This is a genomic window from uncultured Mobiluncus sp. (genome assembly GCF_902488535.1).
Classification (GTDB): Bacteria; Actinomycetota; Actinomycetes; order Actinomycetales; family Actinomycetaceae; genus Mobiluncus.
Genome location: NZ_CABTWO010000012.1, coordinates 46,477 through 72,441, shown reverse-complemented (window position 1 = coordinate 72,441; position 25,965 = coordinate 46,477). Strand labels below are relative to the sequence as shown.

Below are 25,965 nucleotides of genomic sequence, written 5' to 3'. Positions count from 1 at the left end.
GGGGCGGGGAGCGTTGGGGGCGACTCAGCGAGAGGCTGGGGGTGAGCGTTTTGCGGCAATAGTCGCGCAAAACGCGAGGGGGTACTCCCCCTTCCGCCTCTCGCGAGCGCCCCCGAGCGAACACCCCGCACCAAAATCAACAACCAAACCCAAAAAAACCGCGCCCGCAACACAGCAGCCCTGCGAATTAGGGCACACTCGCCGCAACGCCCTTGTGAAACACAATAAAACCTATTTGAACGTACCCAGATACGGAGATTCCTCCTCCAAACCAATAAAGGCTGCAGCCTGTTCACCAGGCGAGGGGATTATCGGCAACTATGCCAAATTGAGACAGTGCAATCCGGATTTCAGGCAGGAAAATCAGTGGACGCCGGCGAAAATGTCTTCCAGCAGCATCTTCCAGGCTTCCCCGCGGGCGGGAACCCCATCCAACATACCGATGGGAATGCCCACTTCAAACAGGGCTCCGGGATGCTCAGATTCCCAAATGCGCTGAACCGCCAGGGCATCGGGACGTATCGCGTCGGGCAAGCCGCGAATCCAGCTCTCGATTTTGTCCGCCGGGCTGCGCGCATCGACTACCGCCCAGGTTTGATCGACATAGATAACCGAGATGAGTTTCGCCATGGTGCGCCGGTGGGCTTCAATGAGCGAATCCACCAGAGCCAGCACGCAGGTTTGCCCTGGATGGGCCTCTATCAGGGACTTCAGTTCTTCTCCGGAGCGAGCCCGCAAAGCCTCGCCGGGAAGGGTGGTCTTTGGTCCGCCCAGCACGCAGTAGGCATCCTCGCCCAGCCGACCCGCCAGACGCTGCGCAGTTTCCACAATCGACAGGGAAATCGGCGAGGAACCGACCACCACAATCGTGGAACCGGGCTTTTCCAGCAGAGGCACCGGCTCGGGTAAAGCCCTCAGCACATCATCCAGCGCCATCTCGTTGGTGTCTACGGTACCGTTGGCGACAGATTCGGCCAGGTTTTCGCCCCCCGGCACTCCGGCAAACAATTCCGCGGGAAATCCCAGTTCGCTCAGCGCCGCCGCCGGCAGTTTCGGACCGGCAGTAACGCGCGGAGCGGGGGTAATGACACGACCGGCACTCGCGCCAGGCGCCGCCGCCCCTTGCAGACGCGCATCAAAAGCCCCGCCAGACGGCCGAGAAACAGCCCCCGTCGCGCCGGCCAACCCAGCGATTTCACCCGCCGTGGGAGCCGGGGCACTGGGCTCAGGATGCGATTCGCTAATCAGCGAAGCGGCGTCCCCGATTCCCATCTGAGCCATTTGGGCTTCCAGCTGGGCTTGGGCGGCATCGGTATTGGAGCTGAGCTGCGAGCGGGCCTCGTCAAGCAGGTGTTCCAGACCGGGGTCTTTCTTAGCGGAGGAAGTGCCGCCATCATCTCGGGCATTGTCTTTACGGGCAGGCGGCTCGGCAGAAGCGCCGGATTCACGAGCGCCGGGGGGAGCCTGCTTTTTCCGTCCTAAGCCGGCATCGTCAGCTTGCTCCGAGAGGGTCTTGTGGGTGGACTTGGGTCTGGCAGGAGCGGCGCCGGTAGCGTTGCGGAAGCTCTCAGGAGGCTCGCCGACCCCCTCGACTTCCACCAAGACTTCATAGTGTTCCTTGGCGAACATCCCGGCCAGGCCGCCCTTGCGGACTTTTTCGGCTTTGAGCACGGTGACTCGTCGACCCATACGTTTTACTTGGCCGATGAGGACGTCAAGGCGATCGCCTTCAACCAGATATCGCGTGGCTGCCACTTATCGTTCCCATCGTCTCGATCATCACTTTCGCGCCCGATACTTCGGTGTACGAGAGCACCGGCAAGCGCGCTATACCCAGGTTAACAAGTTTTCTCAGCGCTGGGCGTAAGACAGGCGCGCAAACTAAAACAACGGAAAATCCGGTTTGCTCCGCCTGCTCAGTCACTTCGCGAGTCTGGTTCAGGAACGTCTCCATTCGGTCCGGATCCAAAGCCAGTTGCGAACCTTCATCGCCGGGACGCACGCTCTCTAGCAGGGACTGTTCAAAAATCGGGTCCAAAGTAATCACCCGCAGCACCCCGTCCATCACGTACTTTGCCACAATCGAGGGTCCCAGCTCGGCGCGTGCCGCCTCGATGAGCTGCTCAGGTTCGGTGGTTTGCTTGCCTTTCACGGAAAGCGCCTCAAAAATCCGCGGCAGGTCCAAGATGGGAACCTGTTCTTCCAGCAAGCCTTGCAGCACCACTTGGACTTCACCCAAAGACAGCATCGCCGGGATCAGTTCCTCTACCGCGCTCGGGTTCGTCTGGCGCACCCCGTCGACCAGGATCCGCACATCCTCACGAGACAGGAGCCGCGCCGCGTTTTCGCTGACCAACGCCCCCAGGTGGGTAATCAGCACGGAAACACGATCCACTACGGTCGCTCCGCCCAGTTCGGCGTTGTAGCGCAGCTCCACGGGAATCCATTTACCGGTCAAGCCGAACACGGGCTCGTTCGTGATTTCCCCAGGCAGGTCGTCCAGCATATCGCCCAAGGCCAAAACCTTGCCGGGCGGGGCGATGCCGCGGCCGACTTCCACCCCAGACATCCGGATGACGTAGGTGGACACTGGCAGATCCACGGAATCGCGGGTACGCACCGGCGGCAGGACAAAACCCGATTCGAGCGCCACTTTGCGGCGCAGGCCGCGCACTCGCGCCAGCAGGTCGGTGTCGGTGTTCGTGCCCACCAGGTCGATGAGGTCAGGAGCCAGGAGGATTTCAAGCGCGGGGACTCGCATCTGTTCGATGAGCTGTTCAGGGGTTTCGCCTGCGGGTTTGGAGTCATCGTCCTCGACTACGACTTCTTCCTCAGCCTCGACTTGCTTGAGTTTCGCCATGGAGCGCCACCCGGCGTACAGCAGCATGGCGCCGATAATAAAGAACGGGGCCTTCGGCATGGCCGGAATAATCCCCATAAAGACGCAGGCCACCCCGGCGATGAACAGCGCGGCAAAAGACTGAGTCAGCTGGCGAGAGAAGTCCCCACCAATACCGCCCTCGGGAGAATCCTTAGAACGGGTGACAATCACGCCGGTGGCCAAGCTCATCAGCAGGGACGGAATCTGGGAGACCAGACCGTCACCGACCGTCAGCTGGGAATATGTCGAGATTGAGTCGGTAACCGGCATACCCTCCACGACCATGCCGATGATGAAGCCGGCGATGAGGTTGACGATGGTGATAACGATACCGGCGATAGCGTCGCCTTTGACGAACTTGGAACCACCGTCCATAGCGCCGTAAAAGTCAGCCTCGGAGGCGATTTCGGCGCGCCTGGCACGAGCGGTTTCTTCATCGATGAGCCCGGAGTTCAAGTCGGCATCAATAGCCATCTGTTTACCGGGCATAGCATCCAACGTGAAACGCGCCCCGACTTCCGCCACACGTCCCGCGCCGTTGGTAATGACCACGAAGTTGATGATGACCAGGATTACGAACACCACCATACCGACGACGAAGTTGCCGCCTACCACGAAAGTGCCGAACGCCTCGATGACTTTGCCGGCTTTCGCGGAGCCGCCCCCGGAGCCGGGCGTCAAAATCAGTCGGGTCGAGGCGATATTCAAACTCAGCCGGAACAGAGTCAATACCAAAACCAGGGTGGGGAACACCGAAAAGTTCAACGGCTTGGAAACGAACATGGTGGTGAGCAGGGAAATCATGGACAGCATGATGGACATGGTGAGGAAAACGTCCATCATCCACGGCTGCAGCGGGAAAACGAGCAACATGACGATGCCGACAATCCCCACGGGGACTATCAGCTTCGATATTGCGGCGGCATCAAATTTGCCCTTCACGTGCCGGTCTCCTCACGGCCATGGACTCCATTCCTGCTTCATCCTACCGTCAGCCCATCGGCAAACGGGTCTTTTACATTAGCTTTTCGAAGTTTTTTGGGGCCACAACACGTCGTCAGGATTCTTTCTCGAACAGGTAAGACGGCATCTTGTGAACCCCACCGCGGGTCCCGCGCTTCTTCAAAATCAACACGAACGCGAGGACCTGGGCGACCGCGGTGTACAACTCCTCGGGAATCGCCGCACCGACCTCGACCGTGGAATACAAAGTACGCGCCAGCGAAACGTCCTCTACCTGGGGAATCTTTGAATCCTGGGCGACTTCACGAATTCGCGAAGCCACATGATCCACCCCTTTCGCCAGGACTTTCGGGGCGCCTTGACCTGCTTCGTACTTCAGGGCGACCGCGTAGTGGGTCGGGTTCACCACCACTACGTCAGCGTTCGCGGCGTCGGCAATCATCCGGTTGCGGCTCATGGCGATGGCACGAGAGCGGCGCTGCGACTTAATCATCGGGTCGCCTTCGTCCTGTTTGTATTCCTCCTTGATTTCCTGCTTGGACATCTTGGTTTGTTTCTGGTTCTTTTTAAAGATAAACAGCGCGTCCAGGACGGAAACCACGATACCGGCAATAACCGAAGCCCAGATTAATAGCCACATCTTGCCTTGACCATAGGCAATCAAATCCCACAGCGAAATGTGCCCGGCCGCGCCCATCACTTCGGTGACCCCAGAAATGACCACGTACAGCACAATGCCCACGGCAATGGTCTTTAACAGAGCCTTCAAACCATTCCACAGCGGTTGGATGCCAACCACTTTCTTAATGCCCTTGACCACATTCAGGTTCTGAAGTTTGGGTTTCAAGTGTTTGGCGGAGGGGAACACACCTTTGCCTTGGATAATGTTCACCATCACCGCGATGAGCAAAATGGCCAGCATGAATGGCAGCAGCGTCCACAAAATCGTCCCCAGCGAACTGCCTAGGTAACCGATTAGTTCGGGCTGGCTGGGGATTTTTGACAGCGTAACCGCATTAATTGCCTGGTGGCGAGCGTTTTGGAAAGCTGTATAAATCATGGACGGGAGCAGGGCTGCCCCGGCCGCCAGGGAAATCCACCCGGTCAGGTCCTGGGATTTTTGCAGGCCGCCTTCCTCACGAACTTTTTTCAGATGCCGCGGGGTGGCCTTCTCAGTCTTTTCGCCGGAATCGCTCACTGGAACACCCCCTGGAAACTCACCATGACCTTATCCAACAGTTTGTCCACGACCTGGGGAATGACCACCATAATCAGAGGAGCAGTAAACGCGGTCATCATAATCTTCAGCGGGAAGCCCAACGTAAAGGCGTTCATGGCCGGTGCCACCTTGGTCAGCAGACCCAGCCCCATATCGGTGAGGAACAGTACCAGCAACAGCGGGCCGGCAATCTCTATGGACGCCACCATCAGCTCACCGAAACGAAAAACCAGGCGGTCAGCATAGTTGGCCATGTCAAAAACCGCCCCCACCGGCATGGCGTTAAAGGAACGTGCCAGGCCCATTATCAGCAGCTGGTAGCCGTTCGTGGCGAAGAGCATCGCCATCGCCGACAGCTCGTAAACCCGCCCAAAAGTCGCTTGGTTCGTCATGGTCAGCGGGTCGAAGGCCTGCGCCATCGCAAAACCGCCTTCAAAGTCGATTAACGAACCGGCCATCTGGAGCGCCGCGATGATGATGCGCACCATCACCGCCATAGAAAATCCAATGAGGGCTTGAATCAGCAGCTCAAAGAGGAACACGTCCGATTGTGCTATCGGTCCCACCCGACCCATGCAGGCGAACCCCAAAGCCGCTCCCAACATCGCTTTGATACGCCCGGAAATGGCGCGATTATTGAAAGGTGGACAGAAAGCTAGAAAAACGGTGGCACGCACGGTAGCGAGGGCAAAAGCCGTAAATAAAGCGAGATTGATGGTCATAGCCCCACCCCGCCTTAAGAATTCAGCAGGGCTGGAATCCGCGCCATCATGTCCTCGGTGGTGGTGACCAGGGTTTGCAGCATCCAGTAGCCCGTGATGTACAGGGCAATCCCCACGGCGACTGTCTTTGGCACGAAAGTCAGCGTAACTTCTTGGATTTGGGTGATGGACTGGAACAGTGAAATCAGAAAGCCCACGACCAGGGAGGTAATCAAAATGGGTGCCGCCAGCTTGGCCCCCATCAGCATGGCGGTCAACGCGAGGTCCAAAACAGCGGAGGAGTTCATCGGTACGTTCCTATCAAGGTCTTGGTCAACAAGCCCCATCCGTCAACCATGACAAACAATAGAACCTTGAAGGGCATGGAAACCATCACCGGAGGAAGCATCATCATACCCATACTCATGAGGGCGGCGCCCACGACCAGGTCAATGACCAGGAAGGGGATAAACACCACGAACCCGATGATGAAAGCGGAACGAACTTCGGAAATCATAAACGCCGGCACCAGGGTGGTGAAAGGGGTTTCTTCCAGGCTGGGCGGGTTGGGACGGTCCGCAGCGCGAGTCATCAGGGCGATGTCCTCCTCGCGGGTCAGCGGTCCCATGAACTCGCGCACCGGTTTTTCCGCAAGTTTGAACATGTCCTGCACTTGAATCTTGCCGTCCATGTAAGGCTGCACCGCGTCTTGCCAGATAGACGTGATGGTGGGGCTCATGATGAACAGGGACAGGAATATCGCCAATCCGGAAATGACCTGAGTCGGCGGAATCTGGTTCAGCCCCATCGCGTTTCGCGCCATCGCCAAAACGATGAAAATCTTAGTGAAGGACGTCATCATCAGCAGCAGTGACGGCGCTATCGAAAGCACGGTAATCAGCAGGAACACCATGACGGCGGTGGAGGGCGCTTTATCCCAGCCATTGACATTAAGTTGAATCCCGGGCTTTTCTGGATTAATCGGCGCGTTAGGGTCACTAGGGCCGATGATGTCTCCCGGATTCGGTATCGGGTCGGTTTGTCCCGGTTGGAATCCAGTAGAATTCACAAGGGCGGGTTGTCCTGGTTGACTGAATGCGGGGGCTGCCACTGGGCTCGCGGGGGACGCGGTCGAAACGGTCAGCGCCGCGGGCTCGGCGGAAGCATGGGGCATGGAAAAATTAATGGCAAACACCGCGATGACAGCCAGGAACCAAGCCAGCTGCAGACGCAGACGAGCCACGCGCTGTTCCGGGCTCAGCTCCCGGTGTTTCAGGCCAAATCCGAAACGAGAGCTACGGGCGCGGTTTTCCCGCTCGAGGCTGGCGACATCGAAAGGTCCACGCCCAGGAACGAGGGTGTCCACAGTAAAATCGGGGGGCAGGGTGAACGTGATACCCAAGCGTTCCCAGTGAGCGGCGCTGGTGCGATACTGCTCACGAACTGCCTGCCGGAAAGCGGCTTGACGCCGCGCTTGCCGCGCCTGGCGCGTGCGCGCATAGGCTTGAAAGTCCGCCACCGAAGCGGCGTGTTGAGCCAGTAGCACGTCATTCATGCGGATTCACCGCCTGAGCTGCAGGCTTCGAGTTTCCAGCGGCGGAGGGTTGCGGTGCGGCGCTAGTTTTTGCGCTTTCTCCAGACCCGGACTGGGTCGATTTTGCGGGGGCTGCCGGAGCTTTCGCAGCCGGTTTCCGCGGCCCCTTCGCCCCGAACTCGGCGGCAATCTGAGCCGCGAGAGCATCCATCTGTTCCTCAGTGACCTGGGATTTTGGCTTGGCTTTGGTCGGTGAAGGAGCAGGCCGGGTGGGCGTGGCAGGCCGGCTCTGCACCGCGGGTTTGCTCTGCGCTGCGGGACGACCCCCGGCAGCGGGACTCGCCGACTCCGGCGCAGGGCGTGAACCTCTCTCGACACGCTTCGTAGCACGAGCCAACAACTCACCAAAAGGCTTTGTCACCGGCTGATTGGCACGCTCTTGAAACGCCTCGGCGGCAGCGCTCAACTCCGCGGACATTTCTTCGGTGTCATAAATCTCAGCGATAGGAGTGACGGCGGAATCTCCCGCACCCACCAGGAACATCCGCCCGCCAATCTCGATGAGAGCGACTTGGGAAACTCGAGACAGCTGCAGACGAGACACCAAACGCAAGCCCGGACCCTCGTAATCACCGAGGTTGGTGCGCTTAAACCAACGCCACAGCAGCCACATCAGCAGGAAAACGACCACGATTCCCACGATGAACCGCAGGAAAACCATCATGGGGTTCTCGGCGGGCTGACCACTAAACGGCGCGGCCGGGGTGGACACATCGGCGGCGGGGGAACTCGGCGTGGGGCTCCCCGCCGGGGCACTCGAGGCGGAGTCCGGAGTGGGGCCGACCAGTTTCGTATTACCGGTCGGGCTGGGAGTGGCCGGGTCTGAGGTTCCAGAAGCGCTCAGAGCAGCGGCAAGACTATTGAGGCGAACGTAACCGAACGTTGCCCACGCCGCACCGGTCTGTAAAACGCCCAGCAAGCTCACCGCACACCCCTTTTCCGACTAATTCAACCCACTAGGACTGGCTCTGATTCTGTTGGTCGGCCAGAGACACAATCTCCGTAATACGGATACCGTATTCTTCGTCAACCACGACAATCTCACCGCGAGCAATCAAGCGGCCATTCACCATCACGTCAGCGGCTGAACCGGCGGAACGATCCAACTCGATAACAGAGCCGGGGGACAAATCCAGCACATCGTGCACCGCCAGTTTCGTTCGCCCGATTTCCGCCGTCAAGGTCATCTCAACGTCATAGAGCAGTTTCATCGACTCGGCGCGCTGCTCAGGAGTGGCGGTGGCCTGGGTAATTGGACCCTCCGGGGCGGCCTGGGTTTCATCCTCGTCAGCGGTTTCCTGAACCGGAGCCGGACGCACCGCCAACCAGCCCTGTACCGTGCCGTCAGCCTCCAAGGTGACCTTGGTCCAGTCCTCGCTGTCCAGCAGGTCGTCCACCGTTCCCTCGGTGGTGTTCTCCATGACTCCGGTCCCCAGGGAGGAAGCCGCCGCCTCCAAAGCCGGCAGCAAAGCCTGAGTTTGGGTCATTCCTTCTGCGCCCTCTAAAGCTTCCGCGATAATCGAGGACGCCACCAAACACACCTGCAGGGATTCCTCGGCTGAGAGAGTCGTAACTACCGCTGGAGAATCAGCGCTCGGCATCGGGTCGCCCGGCTCCCACGAAGAAGCCGATAGCTCAGTTGTCGAGGGTAACAGGGGGATAACCGCCTGGGCAGCATCCAGTACCTGGTTCGGGGTCACGCTCATTTCTTTTCTCCTTTGTTAACCGAAACCACCATCGCCGCTAGACGCGACCCGGAAGTTCCTGCAGCCGTTTCCGCCAGAATCAAATCCCCAACCACCATATCTAGCGGACGGGAAGTCGGGTGTATCAAGGGCAGGGTATCGCCGATAGCCAAACCATCGAGTTCGCGCGGATTGACCTTTCGCGGGGTGAAACGTACCGACACCCCAATCGGCACGTCTTCTAAAGTATCCACCAAATGTTGACGGACCGCGGCCGCCTCCGCCTTTTGCTGCTCGGTACGAGTGTCATGCACATCGCCCTGATGGATCGCGTCCGTAATCATCGACACCGGCATCATGATGGAGCAATTGTCCTGATGCTCCCCGGCGGTCAAAGTAATCGGAGCAAACAGCACCGGGGTGGATCCGTCAACGACCTGCACGAACTGGGGAGCGTATTCGATGGTACGGAACTGGCTGCCCAACGGCAGCATCGATTGAAACGCCGTATCGAGGTCGGAAAGCACCCGCTTGAGGAAGTCAATCAGGACCGAAACCTCCACCTCGGTCAGTTCCCGGTCGGGGGTGGATTCCACGTCTCCGGTTCCTCCCAGCAGGTGATCGACCCAAGCTAGGGCGGTTTGGCGGGGGAATTGCAGGATTCCTTTGTTGCGTCCCCCTTGGAAATCAATAATCACCATCAGGGTCTGGGTCGGTAGGGTCTGGATGTAATCGTCATAAGACCGCATCGAAAGATCCCCGACATCACCGGTTATCACCACGTGCAGGCGGCCTATCAGCTGATTGACCCAATGCCGGGTGAATGCTTCCAAAGCCATCTCCATAATGCGCGCGTATTCGCGCGGAAGCTTCATCGGTTTACTAAAGTCGTAAACTCTCGCATCCACGTCGGTCTGAACGATACTTGTCTTTGCCATCGTTTCCCATTTTATCTAGGTCAACCGTTTGATTTTGGGGTTTTCCTGCGTTGTTAGTAAGAATCGCCTTTGTTTCCAGAAGCTTCGCCGAGCAATCGCCGGGCTTTACTGATAAGCAAACGTGGTGAACTGAACCGTTACCACGTGTCCGTCGTAGGGCGGGATTGGGCTCTTATTCAGCTCCGCGGTGTATTTCTTTTGCAGCTCCTGCATCGCGCCGGGCTTGTCCAAATCGGCCTTTTTCATGCCCTTGAACAGCCGTAACGCGGCGTCACGAGCGGGGGATGGATCGATATCCGAGCTGCCCTCTCCCTCCGGCTTGACCTCTTCATCAAAATAAATCGTGGCCGCAAACGACATATAGCCATCGTCCAAGTTGATGCTCAGCGGCTCCCCGGTCGACACCGACAGCTCGCCCATCACCAAAGTTTTCTTGGTCTCTGTAGGTTTCGGGGCATCCTTGCCGCCTCCTCCGAGGACACCGAGCAGTTTCAGCACCAGGAACACACCCACCGCTAGAACGGCCAAAATCACCACAATCAGGACGATAATCAGAATCTTTTTCTTGCCGCCGCCCTTCTTTCCCGGTTCCGCACCTGCTGGAGGCGCGGTCGGGGGCGCAGCCGGTTTAGCGGCCACCGGGGCCGGTTTCGCTGCGGTGCCTCCCGCTGGTTTCGCTCCAACTCCGACTGGCATATTTCCTCCCTAAGGTCCGACCATTGTGGCCGGTTCCAATCTGTATTTAGAATCGGACCGCGTCAGAGACTTTCAAATCACCTGCACCGGGACGATTCGTATTATCCTTCTCCTACGTTACCTATAAAGTCCTGCTCTCGGGGCGGCTTGACCTCAAAAATCCAGCTTTTCCAACGCCACCGCTCGACCAGCTCACCGAGTCTAGCCCGCACTGCCGCCCTGGGCGCCTTCCGGGGGTGCCGGCGCCACAGATGGGGCAATCGCCGGAGCTTCTGGAGAGATATTCCCTTGTGGCCCGCCCGCCAGTTGTTTAGCCGCATCGGGTAGTAAGGCGCGGACAGAATCCTTAGCGGTTGACATAATCACAATATCCACACGTCTGTTGAAAGCCCAAGCATCCTGACCGGGCGTAGCCTCAGTCTGGTGATCGGCTCCATAAGAAATGGAACGCAGTTTCGCCCCGGGCACCCCGTCGTCCTTGAGAGCAATCAGCACCTCAATCGCACGAGCTGAAGCCAGGTGATAGTTCGAGGGGAATTTCGCGCTGAAAATTGGCTGCGGGTCGGCATAGCCTTCGATGGCGATGCCCTCTTCCAAAGACATCAGAGTCGGAGTAATCGTTCTCAGCACTTCCCGCGCGGTAGGCTGGACAGTCGCGTCACCGGTTTTGAAATAGGTGTCGTTAGCAACCATGCCCAACACCAGACCCTTGTCGGTAATCCGCATCGCCAGGGAGCCTTCCTTGCCGGCCGCCTTTAATTGTTCCTCAACCTGGTTCTTAATGGAGTTCAGGTGACTGGCTTCCTTCATGGCCTGGATACGTTCGGGCTGCGATTCAGGATTTTGGTTCAGGTTCCCCATCATGGTCCCCAGTTGCACCGCCGAGGTGGAACCGGCCAAAATCCCCAACCCCCCATCAGTTTTGAGCGGAGTGGTGACCTGAATGGTGGAGTTAAAACCAGCCGCCAAAGACGTGCGCAGCTTGGCCAACTTGCCCTGATCAACTTGAGAAATCGCGTACAACACCAGGAACAGGCACATCATGACGGTAATCATGTCCAGATAGGACACTGCCCAACGCTCGGTGTTGTCAGGTTCCGGACATTCATGCTTACGCTTAGCCACGGTAGGTGCCTCCTCTCAGTGTTTTACGGGAAATCGGTTATCTGGTCACAAGTTGGGGTTAGGCGGCTTTCTCGCCCTTTTCGGTCTTTAACTGGTTCGGCGGAATTAGCGAGCGCAGACGTTCGCCAACCTGACGCGGGTTCGCCCCGGACTGCAGACTGATGAGCCCTTCCGTGACGATTTCCATCCGCGCCAGCTCCAGCACAGAAATCCTCTCCATACGGGAGGAAATGGGCAACCAAATCATGTTCGCGCTCATCAGACCCCACAGGGTAGCCACGAAAGCCGAAGCAATCAGCGGGCCCAAAGTCTCGGGCTCGGACAACTGCGTCAACACGTGAACCAAAGAAATCACGGTACCGATAATGCCGATAGTCGGGGCATAACCGCCGGCCTGTTTAAAGAATCCATAAGCGGATTTGTCTGACTGCTTGCGGGCCTCAATCTTGTCAGACAGCATGGACCGCAAGTCTTCAGGGTCCATGCCGTCGATGGCAGCCATGAGACCCTCACGCATGAACTGATCTTCAATGCCTTTCGCGGCGTCTTCCAAAGCCAACAGACCTTCGCGGCGGGCCTTTTCAGACAGCGACACAATCGTGTCAATCGCGTCGGTAGCATCGGGAACCTTCGCCGTAAATGCCTTTGGGACCTGGCCAAACGCATAGAGGAAGTCTCTCATAGTGAAAGACGCCATCGTTGCCAGGATGGTTCCGCCGAACACCAGAATCATCGGAGGAGGCAGTAAGATATTTGAAATCTCGGCACCCTCCATGTACAGCATGGCTACTACGGCCGCCAGTGCGCCAACTATGCCAACGATTGATGCGGGATCCATACTCAGTCCTCCGAATCTTTCTGTATGTTCACCACGGTCAGCCTCGCCGCGGGAGCCGAAGCCCGGGAATCTTCTTGGATAAGTTCCTCCACCCGAGCCAGCAGGCGGGCGCGGTCCTCACGAATCAGTTCGATGACTTCGGTCACGGTTTGGGAAACCACGTAGCGAGTAGCGTCCACCATGACGATAATCGTGTCAGGCGTAGACTCGACGCGCTCAATCAGGTCGGGGTTCAGGACAAAGTCCGACCCGCCCAAGCGTGTCAACGCAATCATGGCTCCTCCTCTGCGCGGCTTTCCTTAACTTCGGTGCTTTTTCTGAAATTGAAAGGCTTTTAGGGATTTTCCAAGGATCTTTTCGGGATTTTTCACCCCGTGTTCAGTCCCGGTTTACCCCTGGTTTAGCGCTTCATGTTCACAAGCTCCTGCAGGATCTCGTCCGAGGTGGTGATGACACGGCTGTTCGCCTGGAAACCGCGCTGGGACAAAATCAGGTTCGTGAACTCGGCGGCTAGGTCGACGTTCGACATTTCGATAGCGCCGCCCGTCATGGAGCCGCGCGTACCGCTGCCGGCTTCTCCAATCTGGGGCTGCCCGGAGTTACCGGATTCCACGAAGTACGAGCTACCGGCCTTTTCCAAGCCCAGCGGGTTGGAGAACGAAGCCACAGCGACCTTCGCTAGAGCTCGGGTATCCCCATTCGAGAACGTGCCACGAATGGTCCCGTCCGCTTCGATGGAAAATCCGGTCATGGTTCCGGCGGCGTTACCGTCAATAGTGTCGTGAGCTGCACTGTTGACCCCGGCGTAACCTGTAAGTGCAGAGAGATCAAGAGTAGTTTTATCCTTAGCAACTCCCGTTTCAGCCTTAACCTTTTTCGTGTTGGGGTCTACGTTCACCTGTTGAATCTGGAACTGCAACCCTTTCAGAGCGGCTTTTGACGCTTCATCCAAAGTACCGTCCGACTTGAAATCAATTGTCAAGGAACCATCAGTTATTTTGTCAGTAGCATCGGCTTCTTGCTCTTCACCTGCGGCATCAATATATTTCTGCTTAGTACCTGTAAGGTCGATACGTGCGCCTCCGTCAGTTTCGGCTAGGGGTTTTTCTTGTTCGGCCGGTTTACCGTCAAGAGCCTTGTAGGCATCCGCATCGTAAGCCGTGAGTTTCCATTTGGGAGCCACTCCCGGCGCCGCGTGATCAGGACGGCTAAACTTTAACAGGACGTTATGAGGATTGCCTTTATCGTCAAAAACCCGCACAATTTCGGTTTTGATAAATGCATCACCCGCTTCATTCTTGACTTGGTCGGCCGGCAGGTTGCCCGTGTAAGTGATTTTCTTGGTGGGGTTGGCTTTGAAGGTGGAAGTCAGCGGTAGCGTAATGTTCTTTGTGGCCCCCGCAGATTCGACCTTGCCCTTTTCATCGGCCATCCAGCCCTGCACGAACGAGCCGTCTGCCGCCACCAGTTGACCTTGAGCATCCAAACCGAAAGAGCCGTTGCGGGTGTACACGCTGGTGCCGTTGCTCTTCTTCAGGACATAGAACCCGTCGCCATTAATCATGGTGTCCAGGTTACGACCCGTCATCTGAGCCGCGCCGCCGGTGAAGTTTTGGGTAATGGACTGGAGCTTCACGCCCAGACCGACCTGCGAGGGGTTCATACCGCCGCGCTCATTCAGTCGGGGGGCCGCCCCGGAACGCACCAGCTGGCTGAACGTATCCTCGAAACGAGTGGACGCGCTCTTAAACCCGGTGGTGTTGACGTTAGCAATATTGTTAGAAGTAACATCGAGCATGGTCTGGTGGACACTCAAGCCCGAGATTCCGGTAAACAGTGAACGTAACATTTTCTCTTTCCTTTGCTCTATGAAGCCGCGGGGGCTGGAGTGTTGTTATCTTGATTGGTGGTCTGTGTAGCCGAGGCGGGAGTGGCTCCCGTCTGGCTCGGGGTGGTTTCAGCGGCAGCGGCAGTTCCCGAAGCTGCCGGTGCATTCTTGGGTTCGGTGGCCGTGCCTGTCTTTTGGCCTTCTTTGACGGCATCCTTGATGGCCTTATCCAAAGGCGTATCGTCAGTCGGGTCGGCGATACCGAGGATGTCGGTCATCTCCACCTTTTGATTGCCGATGTGGGCCAGCACCTTGCCGTCCGCGAGGAACTCAACAGCTTCAATCTTGCCGGCGGTGGTCACGGCGTTACCTTCGGCATCAACCGCGTCATACACGGCGGTCTTGCCGACCATGGTCGTGCCTTGGGCGCGCTGCTGAGCCTCAAAAGACTTCTTGGAGGCCTCGGTCATCTGAATCATCTGTTCCATGTTCGTCATGGTCGAGGTCTGTTCCAGCAGCTTCGCGGTATCCATCGGCTCGGTCGGGTCCTGGTACTTCAACGTCGCCAACAACAGCTTCATGAAGTCGTCCTTGCCCAGCTTGCCGGGGTTTTCCTTCGTTTCAGCCGCTTTGTCAGTTTTCTGTCCCTGGTTCATTTTCTTAAGGAACAGGGCTTCTTTTTCGGCCTCAGTCATTTCCTTGGTGGTGGCGAGGGTTTTTGCTTCCTCTTTTGCCTTGGCGTTCGCCCCGATTGTGTAGTTATCCACAATCGGATTGGCGCCGGCGCTTACTGCATCAACTGGCATTATCTTCTCCTCACAATCACGCGAACATATCCACCGAACCGTCAGTGCCGTCCTTCAGGACGTCACCCACTTTCGGCTGGGTCACGACGTCTTCTGGTTCAGTTTCGGATCCATCCGTTCTGGCTGCACCTGCCTGGCCAGCCTGACCGGTTTCCCTTTCGGAAGAACCGGTCCCCGCGCCCGTGAACTGGGCAAACTCCTGAGCGTTTTCCGCCAAATCCAAATCCGCCTGCAACCCGGTGGATGCCAGGTCGCGACGCAAGTCACTCAGGGCTTGGCGCAGCTGCTCGCGCGCCGCCTCCGAGGCTCCCAACAGCTGCAGATGCACAGTTCCATCAGCGTGGAAGTTCGCCGCCACCCGCACCGGACCGAACGTCTCGGGGTTGATAGCTAACTTCAACTGATGCTGGCCCTGACCCAGAACTTTCAACCGCGACAGCTGGTGTTGCATCTGATCAAAGAGCTGTTGACTCAGGTTCGGGGCATAAGTTGGCGCGGCCTGAGCCACCGGGTTCGGGGTGGAAACAGCGGGAGCCGCCGCCGGCGCGGCAGAAGCCACGGGAGTGGTCTGGGCAGAAGTGCCGGACACGCCGCTCACCGCGGAACTACCCACGTTGGACGCTCCCGTAGCAGTGGCATTCGCGCTGGTCCCAGCCGTTTGCCCAGCCGCCGCCACAGCTTCGGCCAAAATCGCTGGCGTCTCGGTCGCTTCGGGTTTCACCGGAGCTGTGGCCTCCGGTTTCGCCACCATGAGCGACGGGGCTTTCCCGGATTTCAGCTGGGCGGCGATATCTGCCCCGTCTATGGGTTTTTCTGCCTGCTGAGTCTCACCCGGGGCAACGTGAAGCTCCGAGGCGTCCGGGGCGGTCTCCGGGGTATCCGGGGCGGTCTCGGGCTGGACTAAAGCCGGTTCCCCGGCCTCAGGCGCCGCTTCTCCCGTTTCCACGGTTTGTGCCGAAGCTAGCACAGAGTCAACCTGAGGGGATGATTCCTCCGGGATAACTTCCGGCGTCGTTTCAGCGGTTTCCGCCAGCGTTTCCACAATCTGCGCGCCAACATCCGTCTCGGTTTCCTGCGCAATCACGGCATTCGCGGCGGCGTCGGTGTCGGTGGAGGTTTGCGAAGTTTGTTTGACCTCAGCCGAGTTCGCGACATCATTAGCCGGTTTATCTGCGGTTTTCGCATTATCGGCACGGTCTTTTGCCGGGCTCTGATCCTTTGCCTCGACTTTTTCGGGACGCTCCGGACGTTCCGAACGCTTGGGGCCTGCCGACCTTTCGGGCTTGTCGGCCCGAACATTGTCCGGTTGACCAGCGGCATCACGACGGGTACTGGACGGACGCGCCGATACCCCCGGTTCGGGAGCCCCGACGCGAGACGGCTTTGGTGCAGAAGGGCGGTAATCACGAGCCGGGTCGGGGTAGTTTTCCCCTCCACGCGCCGCGCCTTCGGCGGGAGTGCGAGCCTCGGTTGCCAACGCACTCATGAGCGACTCAAAAGCGGTGGTGTCGGCTGCTTTCGCGCCCTGCGAAGCCATTTGCGCGGCTATCGCCGCCGCGTTCGTGTTCTTAATATCAATCATGTCACACCCCCAAAGATGAACGTAAAGCGCCCAACGCGCTCAAAGACGAAGCCGTATTGCTCAAGCTCGCGTTGGCTCCCATCGTGCCTTGGTTACCTGCCAAAGCCCCCAAGCCGCCAGCCGCATTGGAGCCATACAGGGAGGAGCCGCCCAGGAACTGGCTGAGCAGCGTCGAGCTGTAAGAGTTATTCGAGTTGGCGGTTCCCATCAGGGACGCCAGCGGATTCGTACCCGCAGTGCCCGCCCCCGCTCCTGACAGGGCTCCCACCAGGGCGGCAGCCAGGTCTGCGGACGGATTGCCCGGATTTGCCGCGCCCCGGTTCGCTGCGCCTGGCACGGCATTATTCTGAGTCAAAGCCGCATTACCCAAGGCTCCCAGCAAACTCACCAAGCCTGCCCCCACCGCGTCAGCCGAAGGCGCCACCGCGCTGCCGTGGTTTTGGGCCGCCGGATTTTCACGCACCGCATTAACGGCCGCGGGCCTGGCAGCACCTGAGGCTGCCGGCGTCACCCGAGACGCTGCTTTTACGGCAGCATTAGCGGTGGGGAAGGTGTTTACCGCGGGAACGGACGCCCCCGGAACATCCCCCGCGGAGCGCATGACGCGGCGAATGGTCACAATCGGACCTAAGTCAGAAACATTGGCTTCCGTCACGGTCTTGCCCGGACGCGGAGCGTGAATCGCCTTGCCGTTGCCGACATAAACCGCCACATGCCCGGAGTTGCGAAGAATCAACAAATCGCCGGGTTTGGCATTCTTAATGCCGTCCACTTCCACCCCGGAGTGCTGCTGATCATAAGTGACTCGCGGCAGCGTCACCCCGACTTCCCGTGCGGCAGTCTGGACCAATCCGGAACAGTCCAAACCGGTCTTAGGGTTGGTGCCGCCCCACACGTAAGGCACCCCGATATAGGACCGGACCTTTTCCACAAAGGCTTCAGCAGTCCCCGGGACTCCTTGGACTTCCCCCTTGCCGGAGGTTCGGGTGGGAGTGGCCTTGTTGGCCGCAGAAATTTGACTGGCCAGCTTGGTGCTGAAGTCTGCGGAGGTCCCGGAAGTTTTAGACGCAGAATTTGCGGCCCCGCTCTCGGTCACAGAGACCGGAGGACGGCCGTGATTATTCAACGCGTTAATCATGTCTTGAATTGCACTAATTCTCGACTGGACACTAGCCAGGCTCACAATTGACCTCCCTTGGCAAAAGCCGGGTTTCGCTGACCGGTTGAGCCCGTCACAGACTCACTCGGGAGCGTTTCCCTCTTCGTGCGAACACGCGGTTCCGCACCGGTTTTGCCTTCCGTGGCACTGCCAGTGTTGCCCATGTGAGACGCGAGCTCATCAAGAACAACCTGTTCCTTATGCAAATCATCGGCAATAACTTCTTCCGCATGACGATTTTCAAGCTTTTCTAAGGTTGCGGTGAGGCGCCGAGCCCCCTGCCATTCGTCTTGACGCTGATCCACCACCGCTTGCGCGTATTCTTTTCGAGCAATACCCTCTTGAATCTGCATCATCGCCGCGTTACGCATCGCCGCAGCTACAGCCAGGTTTGTAGCCCCGGAAGTCTGCATGGAACCGAGCCGGGCCCGGGCCGAAGACAGCTGTTGGTCAGCGTGGTTTAAGTCCGCGTGAGCCGAGGCCAGACGACCGGCCGCCTGATCCTCTTGAAGCTGGCGTAAATTGAGTAAACCCTGAAGACGAAACGCGCGATCTACCATTTACTCCACCCCCTACGCCGCTTCCTCAGACTTGAAAGCCTGATAGAGATCAAACAGTTGTGACCAAGCCGCGTCGAATTCGACCTTTTCATCGGTCTTTTGGGTTAGGAACGCCTCGATGTCGGCATCGTATTTCACAGCCGTATCCACTTCGGGGTTCGTGCCGGCCTGATAAGCCCCTACGTCCAGCAGGTCCTGGACCGAACGTTTTGCCCCCATAATCTGCCGCAGAGCGGTAGCAGCCTCCTTTTGTTCCCGCGTCGTCACTTTGGAAGCCACCCGGGAAATGGAACCCAGGGCGTCGATAGCCGGATAGTGACCGGCCACCGCCAGTTTACGATCCAGCACCACGTGTCCATCCAGGATAGAACGTGCCTGGTCAGCAATGGGTTCGTTGTGGTCGTCGCCATCCACCAGCACCGTGTAGATGCCGGTCACGGACCCGACCGCACCGGAACCGGCCCGTTCCAGCAATTGCGCCATCATCGAGAAAGTCGAGGGCGGGTAGCCGCGCGTGGCGGGCGGTTCGCCTACAGACAGACCGATTTCGCGCTGCGCCATGCAGGTCCGAGTCAGAGAATCCATCATCAGAAGGACGTGACGGCCCGCGTCTCGGTAGTACTCGGCGACCCGGGTGGCGGTAAAAGCAGCGCGTTTACGCAGCATCGGGGACTCATCCGACGTCGCCACCACCACGACCGAGCGGGACAGACCCTCCTCGCCCAAGTCATCTTCCAAAAACTCACGAACCTCACGCCCGCGCTCACCCACCAGGGCAATGACACAAACTTCTGCGTTCGTGCCGCGCGCAATCATCGACATCAAGGTCGATTTACCGACCCCGGAACCGGCAAACAAACCAATGCGCTGGCCTCGTCCCAAAGTCACCAGCGTGTCCAAAACCCGCACCCCCATCGCGACGGGCATATCAATCCGGGCACGTTCCAAAGCGTTGGGAGCCGACCCGTGAATCGGCACCCGGTCAGCCGCATAGATAGGGCCTTTGCCGTCAAGCGGACGGCCCGCCGCATCAATAACCCGACCCAGCAGAGCCGGGCCGACCGGAACTGTGGCCGGTAAACCGGTACCGCGAACCGGAGAACCAATCCGCAAACCGTCCAGATTGTCCAGAGGCATACACGAGGCAATACCCGCGTCCAGCGCCACCACTTCGGCCGGCACTCCCGGATCGTCACCGACCAGCACGACTTCACCAACAGAGCATTGCAAGCCGCGAACCTGCACAGACAGGCCCACAACGGATTCCACCTCACCGACCCGTTGGGGGCGTGAGGCGTTCAGCAAACTCACAAAAGATGGTAAAGTGGCCAGCTCCAAGATGCTCACTCCTCGGCTGCTTGGGCGGACACCAGAGCCTCTCGAGCACGCCGCACAGCCGAAGTCAGCCGGGCATCCAGCAAACCCTCCGGCATGTAAGCCACCGCGTCGCCCGGATCCAGTTCAGAATCGGGAACCAGCTCCACCGGGCAATCCACGCCCAAGCTGGTCAGCGTAGCCACATCCTGTGGGTTCATATTCACTTTCACAATGTCTTTCGGATCATTCATCGACAAAGCCCGCTTTAACGCCGCCTTGGCGCGAGTCGGTTCGTCAGACAGTTCCGCCCCTATCAGGGCTTCAGCCAAATCGACAGCCGCTTCCATCAGCGCAGCTTTCATCTCTTCGATGACCAGGGCGTCCCGGGAGGAAACCGCATCGGCGATAGCCTGAATTTCATCCATTGCGTCGACATAAGCTTCGGTGCGGGCTTCCTCAGCCAGACGTGCGTCCTCGTTTATGATGTTGCGTTCCTGTTCAGCTTCACGAGTCGCCCGTTTTTGACCGGCCGCCCATCCGGAGGAAAACCCTTTGGCGTATCCGAAAGCCTGGGTGGATTTGTCGTCGCCCTTGGCTTGATTGGAAGCACCCGCCAAACGGAACGCGCCCGCCGCGGCCGACCCGGAAGCAGTGGACAAAGCCACCGGGTTGGGCGCGCCGCCGCGTCGCTGATTTTCCTTGACCTCCAAGAGGTCCTGATCAAGCCACATATTCGTCTTCCTCCTCGCGGCGGATGACAATCTGGCCGGATTCCTCCATCTTGCGGATCAGCTGGACAATTTCGGAGCGAGCCTCCTGCACCTGGCTCATGCGCACGCTGCCCAGCATGTCGATTTCTTCCATAACATTCTGGCGGGCGCGTTCGGACAGGTTCTTCATCAGGCGAGAACGCAAATCTTCGTTCGTGCCCTTCAGAGCCATCGCCAAGCGAGCCCCATCGACCTGACGCAGCACCAGCTGAATGCCCCGATCTTCGAGCATAACGATGTCTTCAAAGACGAACATGCGGGAACGGACTTCATCAGCCAAGTCCTCGTCACGTTCTTCCAGTCCGGTCAGAATCATCTTTTCAGTGCCCGGATCAGCCCGGTTGATGATGTCGACCAGCGGTTCGACACCGCCGATAGCTTGCATCTCTTCAGAGTTAATGACCTGCTCAGCCTTCTTTTGCAGGGATTCGGCTACTAAGGTCACCATTTCGGGGTTAGCCCGTTCCATCTGGGCAATCCGCACCGCCACATCGCCTTGGAGTTTCGGTCCCAAACCGGCCATGACGCGCGCGGCATGATCCGGACGCAGGTGCGCCAGCACCAGGGCAATAGTCTGGGGATGTTCCGAAGAAACCAACGTCACGATTTCACGCGGGTCGGCAGTCTTTAAGAAGTCGAAAGGTTGACCCTGCATGCCCTGCATCAGGCGTTCCATGATTTCCTCGGCCTTTTCCCGGCCGAAGGTCTGTTCCAAAACTTTCTGAGCGTAGTCCAGACCGCCGTGACCCAGCTGCAAACTGGCCGACGCTATGGAGTTTTCATAGAACTCATCAATGACATCAGCGGTGATTTCGCGGGGTACATTGGTCATCCGCAAAATCTCAGCTGACAGAGCCTCGACTTCATCATCATTCATTTCGCTCATGACGCGAGCGGCACGGTCCTTGCCAATCTGAATCAGCAGCAAGGCGGCTTTCTGCAGCCCGCTCAGAGTAAGGGCTTGTGACACTACCATGATTAGTGACCTCCCATCCAGGCACGCAGCTGCTCAGCAACCAGTTGCGGCTTGTCCAGAGCCAGTTCGGAAATCTCCTCACGCTTGGCTTCCAGCTTGAGCAGGACTGGATCCGGTTCGGGCTCAGGTTCCGGTTCAGGCTCCGGCTCGGGTTCCGGAATCGTGGCCGCCTCAATCTCGAGAGCTTCATCTTCCGGAGCGCTCAAGGTGTAAGGATCGGGCAGCTGATCCAACTCGCCGAGGTCCAAAGCCTCGCGTTCACGAGCCTTGGCCCGTTTCTTGGCTACCGCCGCGATAATAATCAACAGCAGGATAATCAATCCGGCGATAACCGCCTGACGAATCAAGGAGGCGGTCTTGGCTGCGGCTTCCGCAGCAGCCTCATCCGCCGCCGCCTTTTCGGCCGCTTTCTTTGCCGTGTCATCGAACGGGGACCGTGAGATATTCACAACGTCTCCGGCTGCCGCATCAATACCGGTAGCAGCCGCCACCATGTCACGCACCTGAGCCATGTCCAAGCGCCGGGCGGTCTCTTGATTCACCACGACCGACACGGACTTGCGCAGTGCCGCTCCCGGTCCACGAGTCGATTGGGTCACTTCTTCGTTGACGGCGTTGTTCTGCACGTTTTGAGTGTTGGTGTAATTGCCCCCGTTGTTACCGTTCACCTCGTAGGGGTTTCCGATGTTATCCGGGCCCAGCACGCCGACGACGGTGGCCCCGCCGCCGCTGTATTGCTCGGCCGCATTTGAGGCGGACAGTTGCTTAACCCCGCCCTCCGGATCGGTATAGATACGCGTCGTTTTCACTTGATTATCTTGCGATAAGTCAACTTGCGCCGAGACGCGGGCATTGCCCACCCCAACCAGTGGCTCCACGACCGCCAAAGCCTTGGCAACCAGACTCTTTTCCATCTCCGAAGCCGCGGCCGTACCGCCTTCTACCTTGTCGGACAGGCTGTTACCCAGCGTATCGACCACGGTCACTCCCGACTTATCCAGGTTCGGCACGGAAGCGGAAACCATATTAATAATCGCCTGCACCGTGTCATTGGTAACGTCTTTGCGATTCTTCGGGGTGATAGTCACAGAAGCGGTGGTGGCAACCGGTTTCTTCGGGTCGGCAAACACGGTTTCCTGGGGGATGGCCAGGGCGACCGTGGACTTTTCGATTTCGTCCATCGTGTCAATCGTTTTGGCCAGCTCGCCTTCCAGGGCGCGTTTCTTTGCCATCTGCTGTTGGAAGTCTGAAGCCGCTACGCCCAAGTTGTCCAAAACGGCGTAACCGGAAGTGGGCTGGGCGGGCAGGTCGGCGGCTGCCAAGCTCATCCGGGCGCTTTGCACATCTTTGGCCGGCACCTTCACCACACCATTGTCGGCGACTTGATATTTGATGCCTTGCGAATCAAGCTGTTCAGTTACGGCGGCTTGATCTTTATCCGTTAAACCGGTGTACAGGGTGGTGTAATCGGGACTCGCCACCCAAGAGTAAAGCACCACGCCGCCCAAGATGAGCACGGCTACCCCGATGATTGACAGGGTCTTTTGGCCTAATGAAAACTGGCCGACGGTGCTTTTGACTTTATCTACTGCGTTTACGATGACCGGTGGCATTATGCTTGCATCCTCATAATCTCGTTGAACATATCAACTGCCTTATTCCGAATGGTGGAGGTCAGTTCCATGGTCAGCTGGGATTCTGCGGCTGCAATAGTGTATTGGTGGACATCATTGAGTTGCCCGGTTAGGGCCTGCACACCCAGCTTCTTGGCGGTACTCTCACGTTGCTGCATGTTATACACCGCATCGGCAAAGACATTGCCGAAAGAGGTTTCCGCGACATCGCGGACGTCTGCACCCAACGGAGTTAGACCGGTGCCAGTCGGGGCGACGTGCGTGGCATTGGTGCCCAGACGCGACGGACCGGCTTGGGTGGCTGCGGAACGTGAGAACCCAAGGGATTGTACGAAGTTATTGGTCAGCTGCTGGGTTCCGGTCAAGGAACTGGTCAGGTGGCTACCAATACCGTCTACAGAGTAAGGCATGGCTCACTTACCTCCCGATTTGCAATGCTGATTCGTAAGTGGACTTTGCACGGTCCACCACGGCAGCGTTCGCTTGGTAAGCCCTTTGCGCCATAATCAACTGGGTCATCTGTGATCCCAAGTCAATATCAGGGTGGCGGACATACCCTTCTTCATTCGCGTTGGGATCGCGGGGGTCGTACACGATCCGTCCATCGGTGCCACCGAGCGCAATGCCCGTGACCATCGTTCCTGCTGGACGCCCATAATCAACAGCCTGAGCCACGACGTAGCGAGCCCGGAAGGCCTCTTCGTTCATGGGCTTGGTGGTGTTGATGTTGGCGATGTTGTCCGAGATGCAGTCCAACCATTTGCGGTTGACTGTCATGCCGGTTCCAGCGATACCGATTGCTCCAAACGTGGTCATGATGTCGTCCTCATGGCCGAGCGAATGTTGGTATATTCCCCACTGATTGCTTGGGTAGCCAGCTGGAAGCGAAGAACCGTATCCACACTCGAGATGGTTTCAGTGTCCAGATTGACATTGTTACCGTCGATACGAGTGGGCTCCAAAGAGCGGGCAGTGGCGATATGCGTGGTGGCAGGGTGTCCGAACTCAACGGCGCGAGCCAGTTCATTTTCGAACGAAACCTTGCCGGCTAAGAATCCCGGCGTCTGAATATTGGCGATGTTGTCGGCGATGACTCGCTGACGCATTGACAATCCATCCAGCGCGGTCCGCATTGCTACGTAACCAACAGAATCAAACATGACGACCTCACATGTTTTCTCGCTGGATCATTCCCTCGATCCTTATTCCGCGTAACTTCCTGCTGCGGTTCAGTGCTTACTGCGCTGACATATCCAGTATCGGCAGTTCCCAAGTATTTGTCGAGGAGATTTAATTATTGCGTTTGGAGTTCATGAGAAGTTCCTGGGAACCCCACGATTTTTACATTAAGTAGGTTTTTGTTAGTACAAATGCCCTAACTATACGGCCTGGTAAAAGGGGTTTATGGAAGATTACACAGCTGTAACTTACCGTATTCCCAGCATCTGAATTTTACCACTTTGTAAGCTTTCAATCCGGCCACTTTCGTTCATTACGGTAGTGTTTTAAATAATGCTTAGAAATATTTTTTTCAGGCTTCTCTCAGTTTGCGATGTGGCGCCTTCTGATTGAAATTTCCCTCCGATTGCCCGATTTTCATCTTTTTCTTGAATATTCAAAAGGTTCTCCCACGAGCAGCTTTAGACACGAATACTTTATAGGTGGTAACTTTCTGAAGTCTGACTGGAAGTTATAGCAAACTTTCCAGGGTACGCAGAAATTGTTAGTGTGTAGGTTATGCCATGAGAATAATTGTTTAGCGTTCATCTCCCGAACCTAAGCAGGACTAATGTCCTATTTGTGATGTTGGTCACACTATCTGAATTGTTCGCATTTATACAGCAATTTCGCCGCTTTTTTGCCCAAATATTAAGACAACTTCCAGGAAAAGTCATTTTCCTGGAAGTTCCCCGTGAACACAAACGGCAGTTCAGTATCTAACCCTGAACATCCAAATAAACCGGTTTCGGATCGGTTTTCTGACTTGACCGTTGGCGTAAACGATCTCTTTCCTCACGGTTATTATCCATTGCAACCATGATACGTGACTGTATGTCCTGCAACTCGCTTTGCAATTTCAGGGCCTGATTACGCAGTTGCGACGGCAAAGCACTCATAGTTGGCGGCTGCCACACGATTTCTTCCGGAATCTGACCTGCGCTAAGCTGCCGGCGTGCTTCCAGAACCTGCTGATGGATTTTTTCTAACTCAGCGGACCACTGTGCCACATCTTTACTATCCGACACCCAAATCACCCTTAGAGTTACGCTTGACACCCGCTGAATTCGACTGATTCCCTGCAGTTTTTGCATCGTTAGCTTCCATTTGTGCAGCCGCCTGTTTCCACGCGTCCGCCAGCGGCTCAAACAGCTCCCGAATCTCTTGGGCTTTATCAGCATCGCCCTGCACGTTGGCGTTGACCAGTTCCTTCATGGCATACACATACAGAGCCATCAAACCCTCGGCACCGTCCCACACGTCCATCCGCAGGGAAGACATCAACTCGGCGATAATGTCCTGAGCATGAGTGAGATTTTTATGCGCTTCAACCCGGTTCTGACCGCGCAGGGCTTTCTCAGCCCGCCCAATATCAAGCAGCAGTCGGTCATAAAGCATCGTAAGCAGCCTCGCGGGAGAAGCTGTCGCAATAGAGTCTTGTTGGAACCGGTTAATTGCGGTTTGCATAGTTTCCC

The 25,965-nt window shown here is 57.5% G+C and carries 27 protein-coding genes; all 27 read right to left on the bottom strand.

Annotated features, from left to right (window positions below):
• Positions 1 to 363 precede the first annotated feature (363 nt).
• The 27 genes from RDL66_RS05770 to fliS all read right to left on the bottom strand — a co-directional run bounded on the left by RDL66_RS05770 (position 364) and on the right by fliS (position 25,957).
• Positions 364 to 1,755, bottom strand: coding sequence for a hypothetical protein (locus RDL66_RS05770; protein ID WP_308535822.1), 1,392 nt, complete (start codon positions 1,753 to 1,755; stop codon positions 364 to 366).
• Complete coding sequence (flhA, locus tag RDL66_RS05765; protein WP_308535821.1) at positions 1,730 to 3,823, bottom strand: flagellar biosynthesis protein FlhA; 2,094 nt, start codon at positions 3,821 to 3,823, stop codon at positions 1,730 to 1,732. The genes RDL66_RS05770 and flhA overlap by 26 nt, the downstream gene beginning before the upstream one ends.
• Before the next feature lie 115 nt (positions 3,824 to 3,938).
• Positions 3,939 to 5,042, bottom strand: a complete 1,104-nt coding sequence (locus tag RDL66_RS05760) for an EscU/YscU/HrcU family type III secretion system export apparatus switch protein (RefSeq protein ID WP_308535820.1) — start codon at positions 5,040 to 5,042, stop codon at positions 3,939 to 3,941.
• Positions 5,039 to 5,785 carry a flagellar biosynthetic protein FliR gene (locus tag RDL66_RS05755; protein WP_308535819.1) on the bottom strand — a complete coding sequence of 249 codons (747 nt, stop codon included), beginning with the start codon at positions 5,783 to 5,785 and terminating at the stop codon, positions 5,039 to 5,041. Before RDL66_RS05755 ends, RDL66_RS05760 begins: the two co-directional genes overlap by 4 nt.
• A 14-nt stretch (positions 5,786 to 5,799) precedes the next feature.
• On the bottom strand, positions 5,800 to 6,072 hold the full coding sequence (locus RDL66_RS05750; RefSeq protein ID WP_296182551.1) for a flagellar biosynthetic protein FliQ: 273 nt from the start codon (positions 6,070 to 6,072) through the stop codon (positions 5,800 to 5,802).
• Positions 6,069 to 7,319 (bottom strand): flagellar type III secretion system pore protein FliP, encoded by a 1,251-nt coding sequence (gene fliP, locus RDL66_RS05745; protein WP_308535818.1) that lies wholly within the window; start codon positions 7,317 to 7,319, stop codon positions 6,069 to 6,071. Before fliP ends, RDL66_RS05750 begins: the two co-directional genes overlap by 4 nt.
• Complete coding sequence (locus tag RDL66_RS05740) at positions 7,312 to 8,283, bottom strand: flagellar biosynthetic protein FliO (protein WP_308535817.1); 972 nt, start codon at positions 8,281 to 8,283, stop codon at positions 7,312 to 7,314. Before RDL66_RS05740 ends, fliP begins: the two co-directional genes overlap by 8 nt.
• 31 nt (positions 8,284 to 8,314) lie before the next feature.
• Positions 8,315 to 9,064, bottom strand: coding sequence for a flagellar motor switch protein FliN (fliN, locus tag RDL66_RS05735; protein ID WP_299294710.1), 750 nt, complete (start codon positions 9,062 to 9,064; stop codon positions 8,315 to 8,317).
• On the bottom strand, positions 9,061 to 9,981 hold the full coding sequence (locus tag RDL66_RS05730) for a flagellar motor switch protein FliM (protein ID WP_308535816.1): 921 nt from the start codon (positions 9,979 to 9,981) through the stop codon (positions 9,061 to 9,063). Before RDL66_RS05730 ends, fliN begins: the two co-directional genes overlap by 4 nt.
• A 105-nt stretch (positions 9,982 to 10,086) precedes the next feature.
• Positions 10,087 to 10,677, bottom strand: coding sequence for a flagellar basal body-associated FliL family protein (locus RDL66_RS05725; RefSeq protein ID WP_308535815.1), 591 nt, complete (start codon positions 10,675 to 10,677; stop codon positions 10,087 to 10,089).
• Between the two features lie 201 nt (positions 10,678 to 10,878).
• On the bottom strand, positions 10,879 to 11,802 hold the full coding sequence (locus tag RDL66_RS05720) for a flagellar motor protein MotB (RefSeq protein WP_308535814.1): 924 nt from the start codon (positions 11,800 to 11,802) through the stop codon (positions 10,879 to 10,881).
• A 58-nt stretch (positions 11,803 to 11,860) separates the two neighbouring features.
• The gene (locus tag RDL66_RS05715) at positions 11,861 to 12,640 is read right to left on the bottom strand and encodes a MotA/TolQ/ExbB proton channel family protein (protein ID WP_308535813.1); all 780 of its coding nucleotides are present in this window, start codon (positions 12,638 to 12,640) and stop codon (positions 11,861 to 11,863) included.
• 2 nt (positions 12,641 to 12,642) lie between these two features.
• Positions 12,643 to 12,915, bottom strand: a complete 273-nt coding sequence (locus tag RDL66_RS05710) for a flagellar FlbD family protein (RefSeq protein WP_308535812.1) — start codon at positions 12,913 to 12,915, stop codon at positions 12,643 to 12,645.
• Between the two features lie 125 nt (positions 12,916 to 13,040).
• Positions 13,041 to 14,489 carry a flagellar hook protein FlgE gene (locus tag RDL66_RS05705; RefSeq protein WP_308535811.1) on the bottom strand — a complete coding sequence of 483 codons (1,449 nt, stop codon included), beginning with the start codon at positions 14,487 to 14,489 and terminating at the stop codon, positions 13,041 to 13,043.
• A gap of 17 nt (positions 14,490 to 14,506) precedes the next feature.
• On the bottom strand, positions 14,507 to 15,274 hold the full coding sequence (locus tag RDL66_RS05700; protein ID WP_308535810.1) for a flagellar hook capping FlgD N-terminal domain-containing protein: 768 nt from the start codon (positions 15,272 to 15,274) through the stop codon (positions 14,507 to 14,509).
• A 16-nt stretch (positions 15,275 to 15,290) separates the two neighbouring features.
• Entirely contained in the window at positions 15,291 to 16,856 is a 1,566-nt protein-coding gene (locus tag RDL66_RS05695) for a flagellar hook-length control protein FliK (RefSeq protein WP_308535809.1), read from the bottom strand.
• Position 16,857: 1 nt separating this feature from the next.
• Entirely contained in the window at positions 16,858 to 17,994 is a 1,137-nt protein-coding gene (locus tag RDL66_RS05690) for a C40 family peptidase (RefSeq protein ID WP_308535808.1), read from the bottom strand.
• A gap of 41 nt (positions 17,995 to 18,035) precedes the next feature.
• Positions 18,036 to 18,575 carry a flagellar export protein FliJ gene (locus RDL66_RS05685; RefSeq protein ID WP_297723187.1) on the bottom strand — a complete coding sequence of 180 codons (540 nt, stop codon included), beginning with the start codon at positions 18,573 to 18,575 and terminating at the stop codon, positions 18,036 to 18,038.
• Positions 18,576 to 18,587: 12 nt separating this feature from the next.
• Positions 18,588 to 19,922, bottom strand: coding sequence for a FliI/YscN family ATPase (locus RDL66_RS05680; protein ID WP_308535807.1), 1,335 nt, complete (start codon positions 19,920 to 19,922; stop codon positions 18,588 to 18,590).
• Positions 19,919 to 20,623, bottom strand: a complete 705-nt coding sequence (locus tag RDL66_RS05675) for a FliH/SctL family protein (RefSeq protein ID WP_299294690.1) — start codon at positions 20,621 to 20,623, stop codon at positions 19,919 to 19,921. Before RDL66_RS05675 ends, RDL66_RS05680 begins: the two co-directional genes overlap by 4 nt.
• A complete protein-coding gene (gene fliG / locus RDL66_RS05670; protein WP_308535806.1) occupies positions 20,613 to 21,638 on the bottom strand; it encodes a flagellar motor switch protein FliG in 1,026 nt (341 codons plus the stop codon). Before fliG ends, RDL66_RS05675 begins: the two co-directional genes overlap by 11 nt.
• Positions 21,639 to 21,640: 2 nt before the next feature.
• The gene (fliF, locus tag RDL66_RS05665) at positions 21,641 to 23,251 is read right to left on the bottom strand and encodes a flagellar basal-body MS-ring/collar protein FliF (protein WP_308535805.1); all 1,611 of its coding nucleotides are present in this window, start codon (positions 23,249 to 23,251) and stop codon (positions 21,641 to 21,643) included.
• Complete coding sequence (locus RDL66_RS05660) at positions 23,251 to 23,682, bottom strand: flagellar hook-basal body complex protein FliE (RefSeq protein WP_308535804.1); 432 nt, start codon at positions 23,680 to 23,682, stop codon at positions 23,251 to 23,253. Before RDL66_RS05660 ends, fliF begins: the two co-directional genes overlap by 1 nt.
• Positions 23,683 to 23,689: 7 nt before the next feature.
• The gene (gene flgC / locus RDL66_RS05655; RefSeq protein ID WP_308535803.1) at positions 23,690 to 24,088 is read right to left on the bottom strand and encodes a flagellar basal body rod protein FlgC; all 399 of its coding nucleotides are present in this window, start codon (positions 24,086 to 24,088) and stop codon (positions 23,690 to 23,692) included.
• Entirely contained in the window at positions 24,085 to 24,432 is a 348-nt protein-coding gene (gene flgB / locus RDL66_RS05650; RefSeq protein ID WP_297723197.1) for a flagellar basal body rod protein FlgB, read from the bottom strand. The genes flgC and flgB overlap by 4 nt, the downstream gene beginning before the upstream one ends.
• Positions 24,433 to 25,209: 777 nt before the next feature.
• Positions 25,210 to 25,518, bottom strand: a complete 309-nt coding sequence (locus RDL66_RS05645; protein WP_308535802.1) for a hypothetical protein — start codon at positions 25,516 to 25,518, stop codon at positions 25,210 to 25,212.
• Positions 25,508 to 25,957 carry a flagellar export chaperone FliS gene (fliS, locus tag RDL66_RS05640; RefSeq protein WP_308535801.1) on the bottom strand — a complete coding sequence of 150 codons (450 nt, stop codon included), beginning with the start codon at positions 25,955 to 25,957 and terminating at the stop codon, positions 25,508 to 25,510. Before fliS ends, RDL66_RS05645 begins: the two co-directional genes overlap by 11 nt.
• Positions 25,958 to 25,965: the final 8 nt, after the last annotated feature.

Coding starts and splice junctions, on each gene's coding strand:
- RDL66_RS05755 (WP_308535819.1), bottom strand. CDS start 5,785: ATGACCATCAATCTCGCTTTATTTACGGCTTTTGCCCTCGCTACCGTG.
- RDL66_RS05710 (WP_308535812.1), bottom strand. CDS start 12,915: ATGATTGCGTTGACACGCTTGGGCGGGTCGGACTTTGTCCTGAACCCC.
- RDL66_RS05685 (WP_297723187.1), bottom strand. CDS start 18,575: ATGGTAGATCGCGCGTTTCGTCTTCAGGGTTTACTCAATTTACGCCAG.
- fliG (WP_308535806.1), bottom strand. CDS start 21,638: ATGGTAGTGTCACAAGCCCTTACTCTGAGCGGGCTGCAGAAAGCCGCC.
- fliS (WP_308535801.1), bottom strand. CDS start 25,957: ATGCAAACCGCAATTAACCGGTTCCAACAAGACTCTATTGCGACAGCT.
- RDL66_RS05730 (WP_308535816.1), bottom strand. CDS start 9,981: ATGGCAAAGACAAGTATCGTTCAGACCGACGTGGATGCGAGAGTTTAC.
- fliF (WP_308535805.1), bottom strand. CDS start 23,251: ATGCCACCGGTCATCGTAAACGCAGTAGATAAAGTCAAAAGCACCGTC.
- flgB (WP_297723197.1), bottom strand. CDS start 24,432: ATGTTTGATTCTGTTGGTTACGTAGCAATGCGGACCGCGCTGGATGGA.
- RDL66_RS05725 (WP_308535815.1), bottom strand. CDS start 10,677: ATGCCAGTCGGAGTTGGAGCGAAACCAGCGGGAGGCACCGCAGCGAAA.
- fliP (WP_308535818.1), bottom strand. CDS start 7,319: ATGAATGACGTGCTACTGGCTCAACACGCCGCTTCGGTGGCGGACTTT.
- RDL66_RS05705 (WP_308535811.1), bottom strand. CDS start 14,489: ATGTTACGTTCACTGTTTACCGGAATCTCGGGCTTGAGTGTCCACCAG.
- RDL66_RS05700 (WP_308535810.1), bottom strand. CDS start 15,274: ATGCCAGTTGATGCAGTAAGCGCCGGCGCCAATCCGATTGTGGATAAC.
- RDL66_RS05695 (WP_308535809.1), bottom strand. CDS start 16,856: ATGATTGATATTAAGAACACGAACGCGGCGGCGATAGCCGCGCAAATG.
- RDL66_RS05750 (WP_296182551.1), bottom strand. CDS start 6,072: ATGAACTCCTCCGCTGTTTTGGACCTCGCGTTGACCGCCATGCTGATG.
- fliN (WP_299294710.1), bottom strand. CDS start 9,064: ATGAGCGTGACCCCGAACCAGGTACTGGATGCTGCCCAGGCGGTTATC.
- RDL66_RS05675 (WP_299294690.1), bottom strand. CDS start 20,623: ATGTGGCTTGATCAGGACCTCTTGGAGGTCAAGGAAAATCAGCGACGC.
- flgC (WP_308535803.1), bottom strand. CDS start 24,088: ATGACCACGTTTGGAGCAATCGGTATCGCTGGAACCGGCATGACAGTC.
- RDL66_RS05715 (WP_308535813.1), bottom strand. CDS start 12,640: ATGGATCCCGCATCAATCGTTGGCATAGTTGGCGCACTGGCGGCCGTA.
- RDL66_RS05690 (WP_308535808.1), bottom strand. CDS start 17,994: ATGATTAACGCGTTGAATAATCACGGCCGTCCTCCGGTCTCTGTGACC.
- RDL66_RS05660 (WP_308535804.1), bottom strand. CDS start 23,682: ATGCCTTACTCTGTAGACGGTATTGGTAGCCACCTGACCAGTTCCTTG.